The following is a 13,004-nucleotide window of genomic DNA, read 5'->3' as shown; positions in this document are numbered from 1 at the left end:
CTTCACTTTCTGCGTGAATGCCTTAAAAATGCAGATAATAAGGATTCGACCCTTCACTTTCTGCGTGAATGCCTTAAAAATGCAGATAATAAGGATTCGACCCTCCACTTTCTGCGTGAATGCCTTAAAAAAGTAGATAATAAGGATTCGCTCGCTCAAATGCAAAATGAGTCTCTTAAAAGATGAATTTTGTTACACTTCGACAACCTGTACTTCATTGGAAGATCTAGGCATAGAGATGTCTTTTTTCTTTCATCCCTTATGAAAAAAATCGAGATTTCTCTTTGTTATGGACAGGCAATATTCACTCTGGAGTTTTTACAAAATATCCCCAATTATTACTCTTAAAACATTAGGGTGGTCTTCAAATGTTTTCGTACCTGCTCCGTACCCTATTTTATCCACTTTCATGTTTGGCATAGTGGAAAAATCATTAGCTAAAGTCTTAATAATAGATGCTCCTGTGGGGGTTGTTAATTCCCCATTTATTTTACTTTCTTTTAATGGCACACCTTTTAAGACTTCTAATGTTGCTGGTGCAGGCACGGGATAAACTCCATGGTCAATATGTATGTGTCCTGATCCAACTGGTATAGAAGAAGATACTATCCGATCGACCTGTAATTCATCTATTAGTATAGCAGTACCAACAATATCAATAATCGAATCTATTGCACCTACTTCATGAAAATGCACACTTTCAAGGTTCATGCCGTGTATTTTTGCCTCCGCTTCACCTATGACACGGAACATTTCTAAAGACATTTTTTTCACAGCATCGTTAAGTTCGCTTTCCTCAATAAGTTTGACAATATCCTTATATTGTCGGTGATGATGAGAATGGCCGTGATGATGATCATGGTGATGGTGATGGTGATGATGGTGGTCATCATAGTTCACATCAAACTTATTACTATTAATCCCGTTCTTTAGTATTTTGTCTAGCTTTAATTGATACTCTTTATCTAATTCTAATGCTTTTAGCTGATTCTCAAACCACTCTAATGAGATACCTGTATCCAATAATGCTGCAATCGTCATATCTCCGCTTATCCCAGAAAAACAGTCGAAATACAAAATTTTAGCCATGCTATTATCCTCCATTTTTTTGTCTCTTAATGCCATTTTATCTTAATGTATCATTCACAAGCAATTAGAAACACAGCACTTATTTCACACTAGATACAAACTGCGAAGTTGTATAGGGTTACTTTCTCTCTTTTTAATCGATAATAAGTGCTTGATCGTCGCTGCGGAAAAATGTTTAAGTAAAGTGATAGGAAAGCCAAAATTAAAAGTTCCAGGAGTTCTATTCTCCTAATAATTAAAACACTAAAATGAGCGGAGGCAGAATACGAAGACTCCTGTGGGACAACGAAAGTTGAAGATCCACTTTGTGGAGGGCTTTTCTTCACAAAGTTAGCTGAAGCCGAGCCCACGGTATAGGATACACTGCGAAAGCTTGCTTGAGCAGATGTTGACTTATGCCCTTTGGGTAAAAGCGCAGTATTCTGCCGGAGCGGTGCCATGACACTCCCTGCAAGAAAGATTGGGAGAAAGCAAACCTCTGATAAGGTTATTGCGTAGTTTATGTATTTAGTAAACAATTTTAATCTTTCTTTCCTTTAAAAGCTTAAGTGCACCCGTTTAGAGACATAGCGATGGGACTGTGAATCAATTGAGAAGGAATCACAGTGAGTTTTTGAAGGCGATGATACAATTCGTATATGCTTTTTGTTTGTAAAGAAAAAGGACTATTCTTTTTGAATAGTCCTTTGACATTTAAATTATTCTACAATTTGTGATTTCACTTTCTCTTGTGCTGCATCTAATGCTTCTTGTGGTGTTTTAGAACCATCACGTAATACATTATTAAGTGTATTCGTGTTCAGCTCTGTTACAACATCTGGTGTTAATGGTGTTACATTTGTAGCAGCAATTTCGTCTTGAATTTCAGTTAACGTATCAAAGATATCATCACCAAAATATTGGAAATATTTATTATCTTCTAATACTCTCTCATCATCCCATACACTGTGACGAATTGGATCAAATCCTAGGATAGTCCATAATTTAACGTTACCTTCTTCAGAAAGTTTAGCATATGCCAAGAATTCTTTAGCTAATTCTGGGTGCTCAGACTGATTTGTTACGACTGTACCTGTACCACCCATACCAGCAGAACGGTTTCCACCTTCTTCAAATGCTGGCATTGGACGAACTACCATTTTTCCTTTTAAGTCTGGCATACTATCCGTAAAACGTCCCATGTACCAAATCGGCATACTGATTGCAGCTGCACCGCCATCATTCATATAAGAATAGAATTCTTCAGCGTGTGGTTGTGCACCTGGTGCAACTTCCGCAATTCCTGCATCTTGCATATCTAATAATAATTGTAACGCATCAACATTCTCTTGACGATTTATGGTAGGATTACCATTTTCATCGATAAAATCTGATTTTTGTTGAGATACCATCTGGAAATATGGTAAATAATCTCCCGGGAATGTGTTGAACATCATTGCATCCGTGTTAGCAACAACTTTTTCACCTGCAGCCATAAAGTCATCCCAAGTAGCGATAGATTCGATATCTACACCTGCTGCATCCATTATTTCAGTATTATAATACATTACAGATGCACCTACGTGTGTTGGCATTCCATAATACTTTCCATCCTTAGAGTAAATCTCAAAACGCGACTTAACAAATTCGTCAATAATTGGATCAACGTGTTCATTCATTGGTAATATTTGTGGTTCACCTTCTAAAAAGTTAGGAAAACGACCTATTTCAATATCAGCGATATCTGGTGCACCGCTTCCTGATTGTAATGCTAGTAATAAGTTATTATGCATTTGATCATATGGATAAGTTTCTACTGTTAATTTAATTGCCTTATCAGGATTTTCTTCGTTCCAATTCTTTGCAGCATCTTCATAAAAATCAACGTGTTGAGCTGCGAATACCCATAATGTTAATTCTGTAGCACCTTCTATATCGTCACCAACTGTTCTTACATCTTCTGCTTCACTTGACGAGTCATCTCCACCGCCACAAGCTACAAGGAACATAGCAACAATTCCAAATAAAATGGCTAACAAACTTTTTCTTTTCATTTTTTTACCCCCTAAATATTTAGATTGAAAACCTAATCAGTAACCGCTTTCAACTAAGTGAAAGAAATAAACGAAGTTATCTTTTTACACCTGTTCGTACAAGATAGAGAAACAGAAGTATTAACTTCGCTTATATTTACTCTTGCATTAACTATAAGATATCATTACTATTAAAATTTGTCAATAAGTTTCTTAAGTTGCTGATCAAAAGTATTTAATTAACATAAATGTTTAATTGATATTTGTGTTATTAGTACGTACATTCTTTATTAAGCTTCATTCTTATCTATATTTTCAAACACCCTCATTGAAAAGAATGCTACTGCTAGACTGATTAAACTTATTGTGCAGAACAACAACATACTCGGTACCTCTAAAGACATATAAAGAATTATAAATATAACTAGACCAATAAGAATTGTAGTTGGCATTTTTGTTATTCCTATAATGAAGGCATTTTTGAAATATTGTTTTACACTTGATTGATAATGACTTAATAATGGAAAGATCCAAATTACTATAATACTGTACAAGAAAATAACAAAGTAAAATGCAAAAACAACAATTATTGGTACTTGGTCACCTAACTGTAATAGAGCTTGATAATTCAAGAACAGTACAGTAGCAATAGCAGTTAATATGAATCCTATGATATTCGATTTTATAAACTCTGTTTTGTACGATTGTTTAAAAGCTTTATAAACGGGTATATCTTCTTGTTTCTGCACCCATTTTCTTGCCACACTTATAGTCGCTGTAGTAGCTGGGAAAATACCAGCTACTACAAGACCTATTAAAGTGAATAAAATCCATAAGAAATTGAGCCATGCTACCTGTAGGATTATTCTTAAAAGTCGATCCAATGAACCTACAAATTGTTGTCCAAACATCTTTGTCACATCCTAAATATTATCCTTTTACTCCCCCAGTTGTTAGACCAGCAACAAAGTAACGTTGGAAGAAAATAAACAAGATAATGATTGGTACGATTGTCATTACCGACCCGGCAATTAACACATCATAGTTATTTCCATACGGCGTTAATAGTGTTGCCAAACCAATTGGTAAAGTAAACATATCATTTGAACGTAATACGATTAACGGCCATAAAAAGTTATTCCAGCTTCCAAGACCTTGCAAGATTGCCATTGCACCAAGTGATGGACCCATTAATGGTAGCATTATTTTAAAGAAAATCCCATACTCAGTGGAACCGTCAATACGTGCTGCGTCCATTAATTGTACTGGTAATCCTAATGCATATTGTCTAAAGAAAAATACTGCAATTGGTGCTACTACCATTGGTAAAATTACACCAAGATATGAATCTACTAATTGAACTTTAATCATCATCTGGAATAATGGTAACATTAAGATTTCAAAAGGCACCATCAAGATGAATACAACAAATGTAAAGAATAAATTTCGCCCTTTAAAGTCATATACTGCTAAGGCATAACCTACCATTGAGGAGAAGAACAAGGATAGCACAATGGTAACAGCAGAAATAATTAAACTGTTCGTATACCATGTCCAATAGTCTCCTGCTTGTGTAAAGATATAATCATAGTTATCAAAATTTAGTATGCTCCAATCAAATGCTAAACTAATACCTGTACGCATCAATTCTGATGAAGGTCTTAAAGATGAAATTAATAGCATTATAACTGGGAATAAAGCAATCAAACATACAATAGCCATGCCAATAGTAGCGACCCATGTTAACGTCTTTTGTTTTTGTTCGCTTTTCATTATTCATCACCTCGCTTGAATGCACCTGTTAGAACTAATTGAATAAAACTAATAACGAAGATTATGAGCATTAGGATAACACCAATGGCTGCACCGAATCCCATGTCATTTTGTTGAATACCTTGTTGATAAATATAACCTACAACTGTTAAACCAATATTCCCAGGTGAACCAGCTTCCCAGAATACGAAACTCTCTTCAAACATTCGGAAACCGTTTATAATTGAAATAGTTACTACAAAAATTGTAACCGGTTTTAAGAAAGGTAATGTTACATACCAAAATTTTTGGAATATAGAAGCGCCATCAATGTCTGCTGCTTCATATAATTCATCTGGCACATTTTGCAGTGCAGCTAAGAAGTAAAGGATATTAACCCCTAACCAACGCCACACACACAACATAACCATTAAGAACATCCCTGACCATGCATGAAATCGCCAATCAACTGAGCCCATTCCTAGCCAGTTTAAAATTTGGTTTGCCGCAGCTGTATCCGTTTCCCCAAACATCAAACGGAAAATCATACCGGCTACGATTGTTGAAGCTAATGTCGGCATAAATAAAGAAGCACGAAATAAAGTTTTTAACTTTACAACTTTCGAATCTAATAAAACTGCAAAAATAATTGGTAATATGGTTAATATTACAACCGTTAAGACTACGTATATCGACGTGTTTGTTAACGCTTTATAAAAAGTCGGATTAAAAACCCTTTCATAATTCTGCCATCCAATAAATTCAACTTGGCCTGGTAGTACACTTTGGAAACTCATGATAATACCACGAATTGCTGGATAAACAGTTAGTATTAAAAAAGAAATAATAAATGGTGATACAAAGATATAAGGTACAACCTTTTTGGAATTTAAAAATTTCATCAATGGGCTTGGACCTTTATTTGTATCAACCGTTTTAACTGTCTGATTTGTTGCCACTGTAACCCCTCCTCAAATGAATACGCTTTCAATAATTACAGACTTCCTATTCACTACTGTTGCACTAGTCGTTTCAGTAACATATCTAAATTGATCATTACTAAAACGTACGTATAAGTGGTGTTGGTTCTATTATATATAACTGTATAAGTTTTTTCAATCTTTTTCTTAAAAAAAAAACTAATTTTATAAACAAATATATTCAACTTAGAATTAATTGGTAAATTATTTTATCAATTCTATTTACTAATCAATTATTTAATATCTTTTATTAAATAGAAATCAACTCCATTATCCAAACGATAACCTATATAAAAGATTGATTGTTCGGATTTTCCTGCTAAACTGGTAGGCGATCGTCTGCATAATCAAGATAACTTGTCTTATATTTGTTTAATAACCAGTGGCCTGTACAACAATCGCGTAAATTATGTGCCTCATTTAAACTATTATTTACAACAGTGGGATCAAGCTGCAGTTCTTCGAAACTAACTGGTCCACCAACTTTTGCTAAATAAGTTTTAAGCGCTACTATATCAAGTATTGCTTGAATTAACCTTTGCATCTTTGACCAATGGCGCTTTAATCGTGAACAATATGGTTCATCTCCTACTGCTGAAATATCCAACTGATCAGCAAGCATCTTATACAAGTTTGTAGTTATTGTAGTCGTTGCTCCTACTTTTGCCCCATGCAAGTATTGTTTTTATTATTTTGACATAGTCATTTCCCAATAATGAGAAAAGGGATGTTCACCACCAGAGACAACTCAACTACTGTTTGTTCCTATGCGACCACTTGTTGATCCTCTGTTTGCCTTAGTAATATTTCATTTGCTTCTACTTTGCTTTTGATTAACTTATTTGTTAATCTCTATCCAATAACCTATGATGTGCTTTGACCAGATACAACTAGGGCTTCAGCATGTTTTTTTGCTTTTAGATACTCTGGAATTTGCTTTACTACTTGTCTAGCGATAAATACTTCAGGTATTTCAATTTCTTCAGCATCCCATACTATTTTTTTAGCAATGCCAATTCTTTATAAATATCCACACTATTCACCTCTTATTGGTTAAAGTTGTTCACCATTATTACATATATATAAAGGTCATTTTTACGCGTATTATTTCATTACTTATATAAGCACGCAGAGTGTGAGTTGCCTAAACCCCTGTATATGCTTTAAATAAGGAAAAGTCGATAAGGATGGCCTTACCGACTTTCATTCGTTTTCTTATTTAATCGTAATACTTAAAACGGACTTCGAAGGTAATGTCAAGGCTAATTCACTACCATTTGTCTGAAAATCATTAAAAGCTTCTGGTTTGACATTGTCTGGGTTATCTAACGTATTATGAGCATCCATTTCATCCGCAGTAATAATACGGCCCGAAACATCAGTTAAATCTATACCTCGCAAATCAAGCTCTAAATCTGCTGTTTCCGCTTTATCTAAGTTACATAACGTAATCGTAACTGAGCCGTCTGCTGCTTTTGATGCAGAAGCTGATACCTGTGGAATTTCTTTATCCCCTACTTTAATGGAACCACTTTCGATGTTTAAATCTAAGCGCTCCGCATCCTGGTGTACTTTATACATTTCAAATACGTGATACGTAGGTGTTAATATCATTTTTTCCTTATCCGTTAAAATCATAGACTGAATAACGTTAATCGTCTGTGCAATGTTCGCCATTTGAACACGATCGTTATGCTCATTAAAGATATTAAGTGAAACGCCTGCCACCAATGCATCACGAATCGTATTTTGCTGATATAAAAATCCTGGGTTTGTACCTGGTTCTACATCATACCATGCACCCCACTCATCAATAATCATGGCAATTCGTTTTTCCGGATCATACTTATCCATGATCGTACCATGCTTTTCAATTAATTCTTCAATGTGTAACGTTTTTTGCATAGTAATATCCCATACATCTTCCGAAAATCCTGTTGCTGGCCCTTTATTCCAGAATCCACCTGGGTGAACATAATAGTGTAAACTTAAGCCGTCCATCAGATGTGCAGCTTCTCTCATTAATACTTCTGTCCAGTTATAGTCGTCTACATTGGCACCACCAGCAATACGGAAAATCTTATTATCGCCATAATTTCTTACGTATGTTTGGAAGCGACGATATAAATCAGCATAGTATTGCGGACGCATATTTCCACCGCATCCCCAGTTTTCGTTACCTACACCAAAATATTTTAATTTCCAAGCTTCTTCTCTGCCGTGTTCCTTACGCCAATTAGCCATTGGAGATTCACCGTCAAAGGTCATATACTCAACCCATTCAGACATCTCCTGTACTGTTCCACTACCTACATTTCCGTTGATATACGGCTCTGTATCTAACATATCACAAAGCATGTAGAATTCATGCGTACCGAAATGGTTGTTTTCAATAACACCACCCCAGTGTGTATTGACCATACGTTTACGGTTTTCTCTTGGACCTACACCATCTTTCCAATGGTATTCATCAGCAAAACAGCCTCCTGGCCAACGAAGCACCGGAATATTGATATTACGTAATGCTTCTACAACATCATTTCGAATTCCATTAGTGTTCGGTATATCAGAGTCTTCGCCAACCCAAAAACCTTCATAAATACAACGTCCTAAATGCTCTGCAAAATGTCCATATATATTTTTGTTAATCGTACCTTTTCCGACATCTGCATTGACAATTACTTTTTTCGTCATACTTTCACCTCATTATAAATTTAATCGTGTTCCTTTATGACAACTTTCAATAGTAACATCTGTTATCTTTAATAATTTGGATGAGTGTGGGTTTAATTCGTAAGCTAATGACTCCGTTATCATCCCTAAGTCTTGTTGTTCCCATAAATCACGAATTCCCGCTTGATTATTGGTTATACCTAAATCATCTATAACTACTTCTATTTTTTGTTTTTGGTCAGCGATATTGAATAATGCTACATACAAAGTCTGATCATCACCAAATGAACTCCAGACAACACGATCATTATCCCGATAAACTTGACGAGCACCATAGCTATTTTTGTGTACTTCTAAGACTTCATGATTGGTCAATAATGAAAGTGTCCATTCATCAATATCTCTTAGTTCTCCTCCAAACATAAGCGGTGAACGGAAAATGGACCATAAAGTCATCATAGTTATTTGTTCATCTTTCGTAAATCTTGTATAGCGATCTGACGCTCCTCCATCTACAGAACGTATTCCAATATGTCCTAAAGGAAGCATATCAGCATCAGGCCAGAAACCTGGGCCAATATTTTTACTCCACTTATAGCATCGATCGAACATATCATAAAGTAAATCCCAGATATCCCAAAAGTCATCTGTCATTCTCCACATGTTGGCATTCTCTTCCAAAAAACTGGCGTGTTCAAGTGGCGCTGGACCAGGTGATAGACTTAGAACCATTGGTCTGTCGCAGTTATCGATTGCTTTTCGGATCATTTTTATTTCATCTTCGTGAATTCCATATAACTTGGAATCCGCAATATCATCTACTTTGACGAAATCGACACCCCATTCAGCATACAATTGAAAGAGAGAGTCATAGTATTCCTGTGCTCCTTCTTTTGTATGATCGATGCCATACATATCTGTATTCCAAGGACAAATAGAATTAGGTTTTGCAATATCTCTCGCCCGTTTCTCAGTACCTAGAATCTTCGTATTCTGATGTACTGCTTGTCTAGGTATACCTCGCATAATGTGTATACCAAATTTCAGGCCTAACTGATGAACGTAATCTGCTAATGGTTTAAATCCTTGGTTCTTTTTTGCTGATGGAAAACGATTTTCAGCAGGGATTAATCGGGAATACTCATCCATTTCTAGAGGCACAAACGGGCGATACGCAGATGAAACTGCTCCAGATTCTGACCATTGAATATCCACTACAATATATTCCCATCCATATTGTTTAAGATGTTCAGCCATATAATCTGCATTGCCCTTTACTTCCTCTTCTCTTACTGTTGCACCATAGCAATCCCAACTATTCCAGCCCATTGGTGGTGTAACAGCATATTGATGGTGTATCATTTAAAACCACTGCCTTTCCTAGGACAATAAGGAAATAGATAGGGAGGAGGTATACAAAATACACTCCTCCATCTATTTCATTTAATTACGGGTTGCTTTTTTTAAACGGATCATATTCCATGAGAATTTAGGGAAAATACCTACTAGCTTTCCATCATCTAAATAAGATTCTCCATTAGCATGTGGTTTTACATTCTCTTGACCAACAAGGTTTACAGCTTTCGCATCTTCATTTTCAAGAACAATATGTTCAACCACTTCATACCCTTCAAATGAACGAACATCGATATCAACTTCTAATGGTTTTTCTAAGTGACGGTTCGTAGCAAATACAACTAATTCTTCTTTTTCTTCATTGTATACAACTGATGGATCCAGATATGGAACATCTGTAAAATCTTTACTATCATATTTAGGTGAGCTTACTACTGGATTAAGTGCTACACCACGTCCATATACAGACGTATAGAAATATGGATAGAAAATCGTCTGCTTCCATGCAGCTCCACCATTTTCTGTCATTATTGGCGCGATAACGTTTACAAGTTGAGCCATACAAGCAACTTTCACACGATCAGAGTGACGTAACATCGTGTTTAACATACTACCTACTAAAAGAGCATCTTCAAATGTATAAACATCCTCCAATTGTGGTGGCGCTACTGTCCATGGATCAATTTCCTTATCCTGCTCATTTGAGTGGAACCATACATTCCATTCATCAAAGCTTAGGTACATATTCTTCTTGCTACGTTTTTTCGCTTTAATATAATCACATGTAGAAATTACGGTTTGAATAAAGTTTTCCATATCCAATGATTTCGCTAAAAAGTTAGCAGTGTCACCACTACGATTACCATAATATTGGTGTAATGAGATATAATCTGCTACCTCATAGGTATGCTCTAATGTTTCTGCTTCCCAGCTAGGGAATGTTGGCATATTGGAATTAGAGCTACCACAGCTAACTAATTCTATTTCTGGGTCTACAAGTCTCATTGCTTTAGCTGTTTCATATGCTAGACGGCCATATTCATGGGCAGTTTTTTGTCCAACCTGCCATGGCCCGTCCATTTCATTACCAAGACACCAAGTTTTAATATTGTGTGGATTTTCGTACCCGTGTGATTTACGTAAATCACTCCAATATGTTCCTCCGGGGTGATTACAATATTCTAATAGATTTCTGGCCGCATCGATTCCTCTAGTACCTAGGTTAACTGCCATCATAACATCTGTATTAGCTGCTTTTGCCCAGTCAACAAATTCGTTTGTACCAACTTGGTTTGTTTCTGTTACTCTCCATGCTAGCTCAAGACGTTTCGGACGGTCTTCTTTTGGACCTACACCATCTTCCCAGTTATATGCTGAAACCATGTTGCCACCAGGATATCTGACAATTGGTACTTGTAATTCCTTTACTAAATCAATAACATCTTGCCTGAAACCTTTGTCATTTGCTGTAGGATGATCTGGCTCATAGATTCCACCGTACACCGCTCTTCCTAAGTGCTCGATAAATGATCCGTAAACTCTAGGGTCTATCTCCGAGATCTGAAACTCTTTGTCTACTACCATCTTTGCCTTTACTGTTTCATTTGCCATTTCTTTCATCCTTTCTTTAAAAAATAATATGAGTTACAACACCACTAATAAATTAATACGCTTACATAAAAGTAAGTTAAACGTACATGATCAAACACGAATCATAAATTTGTACGTATAATAAGATTATGGCATAAATGATTTTTTGTCAAGATTCTAACAAGCAGAAAAATGATATCAATTATGTTGTTTTTTTCCTATTATATTCACATCAATTCTTTTTAATTGCACCAGAACATCGAGAGCCCTTATTTGGTTGTCTTCCCATTTCGTTCAGGCTGCCACTCTCCAAAAAAAAGACCAGTTATGATAATTAACCAGTCCTCCTATTACTTACTATGTTGCCCAATTTTTAGTTCTGCAGTTGACTGTCTAACAATTAACTCTGGTTCATATAAGTGGGATAATTTCTCATTGCTGTGTACTCCCTCATTATTCTTACTCATTTGTATAATTGCCTTTGCTGCATCTAAACCTAATTGACTTTTAGGATGTTTAACAGATGTCAATTTCACTTCAGATATTTCAACTAACATGGAATCATCATAACCAATTAATGATAACTGTTCTGGTATTTTAATACCTAACTTCCTAACCTCATCCATTAAATACAAAACTAATTGATCATTATAACAGACGATTGCAGTAGGTTTATTTTCTTTCATTGCTAATAAATTTTTTAATTCTGCTAAAGGTTTAGTAAGCTCATTTTCTGTGGTATAAGTAACAATATTCTTCGGGTTTAATGGTATATTCAATTCTCTGTGCGCCTTAATATAACCTTTTAATCGTTTTTTCCCTTGGGCATCATCAGTCTTATACATACATGCAATCTCTTCGTGGCCCAATTCCAGCAAATGTTTTGTTTGTATATATCCACCCTTCACGTCATCTACCATAAAATATACTGGCTCTAGCTCTTCATAAAACGCATTGATCATTACAAAGGGAATTTTTGCTCGCTCCAGATTTAAATAATAACTTAGATTAGGATTAGCTGAAGCACTATGTGTTGGTTCAATAATGATTCCATCATAATTGCCTGACAACAACTGACTTATTATCTTTTTTTCTTGTTCATATCTATTATTTGTATTAAAAATGCTAACGTGATAGCCTTGTTCACTCAAATAAGCTTCTGCTCCCCGAATAATAGAAGGAAAGATATACTCGGAAATATACGTAGTAACAATCGCGATATTTTTATTTTGTTGAACAATAGAATGATCCCTTACTTTATCAGATCGATCCGCACAGAAAGTACCTGCTCCTTGTGACCTGTATAACCATCCCTCATTAACCAATTCCCCTAATGCCAATCTTACAGTATGCCTGCTTACATCAAATTGTCGCATCAGTTCACTTTCTGAACTTATTTTTTCATGCTTTTGTATCAAGCCTTCTAATATCTTTGATTTAATCGATTGTTTTATCTTTTTATATTTAGCCTCCATATTTTTGATCCCCCTACTCCCTGCACAAAACAACGACTTAAGCAAATGCTTGTTAAGAGCTAAATCACATTTATATT

General features: G+C 35.6%; 10 protein-coding genes. All 10 read right to left on the bottom strand.

The features are described from left to right. Window positions 1-318: 318 nt before the first annotated feature. The 10 genes from larC to ACTWP4_RS05450 all read right to left on the bottom strand — a co-directional run bounded on the left by larC (window position 319) and on the right by ACTWP4_RS05450 (window position 12,927). Entirely contained in the window at window positions 319-1,089 is a 771-nt protein-coding gene (larC, locus tag ACTWP4_RS05495) for a nickel pincer cofactor biosynthesis protein LarC (protein ID WP_443127753.1), read from the bottom strand. Window positions 1,090-1,787: 698 nt separating this feature from the next. Beyond that, a complete protein-coding gene (locus tag ACTWP4_RS05490) occupies window positions 1,788-3,122 on the bottom strand; it encodes an ABC transporter substrate-binding protein (protein ID WP_443127752.1) in 1,335 nt (444 codons plus the stop codon). 269 nt (window positions 3,123-3,391) lie between these two features. After that, entirely contained in the window at window positions 3,392-4,012 is a 621-nt protein-coding gene (locus tag ACTWP4_RS05485; protein WP_443127751.1) for a YesL family protein, read from the bottom strand. A gap of 19 nt (window positions 4,013-4,031) precedes the next feature. Next, window positions 4,032-4,874: a carbohydrate ABC transporter permease gene (locus ACTWP4_RS05480; protein WP_443127750.1), complete on the bottom strand. Its 843-nt coding sequence runs from the start codon at window positions 4,872-4,874 to the stop codon at window positions 4,032-4,034. Beyond that, on the bottom strand, window positions 4,874-5,755 hold the full coding sequence (locus ACTWP4_RS05475; RefSeq protein WP_443127935.1) for a carbohydrate ABC transporter permease: 882 nt from the start codon (window positions 5,753-5,755) through the stop codon (window positions 4,874-4,876). The genes ACTWP4_RS05480 and ACTWP4_RS05475 overlap by 1 nt, the downstream gene beginning before the upstream one ends. Before the next feature lie 397 nt (window positions 5,756-6,152). Continuing rightward, window positions 6,153-6,509 carry a hypothetical protein gene (locus ACTWP4_RS05470; protein WP_443127749.1) on the bottom strand — a complete coding sequence of 119 codons (357 nt, stop codon included), beginning with the start codon at window positions 6,507-6,509 and terminating at the stop codon, window positions 6,153-6,155. 539 nt (window positions 6,510-7,048) lie between these two features. Further along, entirely contained in the window at window positions 7,049-8,527 is a 1,479-nt protein-coding gene (locus ACTWP4_RS05465; protein WP_443127748.1) for an alpha-N-arabinofuranosidase, read from the bottom strand. Window positions 8,528-8,539: 12 nt separating this feature from the next. Continuing rightward, a complete protein-coding gene (locus tag ACTWP4_RS05460) occupies window positions 8,540-9,868 on the bottom strand; it encodes a glycoside hydrolase family 27 protein (RefSeq protein ID WP_443127747.1) in 1,329 nt (442 codons plus the stop codon). Between the two features lie 81 nt (window positions 9,869-9,949). Further along, window positions 9,950-11,473 (bottom strand): arabinosylfuranosidase ArfA, encoded by a 1,524-nt coding sequence (gene arfA / locus ACTWP4_RS05455; protein ID WP_443127746.1) that lies wholly within the window; start codon window positions 11,471-11,473, stop codon window positions 9,950-9,952. A 329-nt stretch (window positions 11,474-11,802) separates the two neighbouring features. Further along, complete coding sequence (locus ACTWP4_RS05450) at window positions 11,803-12,927, bottom strand: substrate-binding domain-containing protein (RefSeq protein ID WP_443127745.1); 1,125 nt, start codon at window positions 12,925-12,927, stop codon at window positions 11,803-11,805. Window positions 12,928-13,004 lie beyond the last annotated feature (77 nt).

This window comes from Gracilibacillus sp. D59 (assembly GCF_052246695.1).
Taxonomy (GTDB): domain Bacteria; phylum Bacillota; class Bacilli; order Bacillales; family Amphibacillaceae; genus Gracilibacillus.
Note: the sequence above shows the minus strand (reverse complement) of the source record. Positions and strands in the feature narration are given on the sequence as shown.